Raw genomic sequence first — 263 nt, 5'->3', positions numbered from 1 at the left:
CTGAAGAGACAGGTATCTTACTTGATGATAATACTATCGTTAAGCTTGGGCGTTTGCATCATGATTATGGCGACAAGCAGGTCAGCTTACAGGTTTATAAGATTGAGCTGACAGCAGAGCAGTACGAGCAGCATAAACATCGTAAGCAGGGTTTAGAAGGGCAGGCATTAACTTGGGTAAGCAAATCACAGCTTTTGGCAGGAGCGTATCATCTGCCCGCTGCTAATAAGACAATCCTTGAATGGTTGAAACTCTCATCGAAG

Annotated in this window: 1 pseudogene; it reads left to right on the top strand. The window is 44.1% G+C overall.

Annotated elements, in window-relative coordinates:
- Window positions 1–263: pseudogene (locus AAEY87_RS14085) on the top strand (NUDIX domain-containing protein); the annotation flags it as partial.

Origin of the sequence: Psychrobacter sp. S1-30-MNA-CIBAN-0213, assembly GCF_040309845.1 — a bacterium.
In the GTDB taxonomy this organism is placed as follows: domain Bacteria; phylum Pseudomonadota; class Gammaproteobacteria; order Pseudomonadales; family Moraxellaceae; genus Psychrobacter.
Note: the sequence above shows the minus strand (reverse complement) of the source record. Positions and strands in the feature narration are given on the sequence as shown.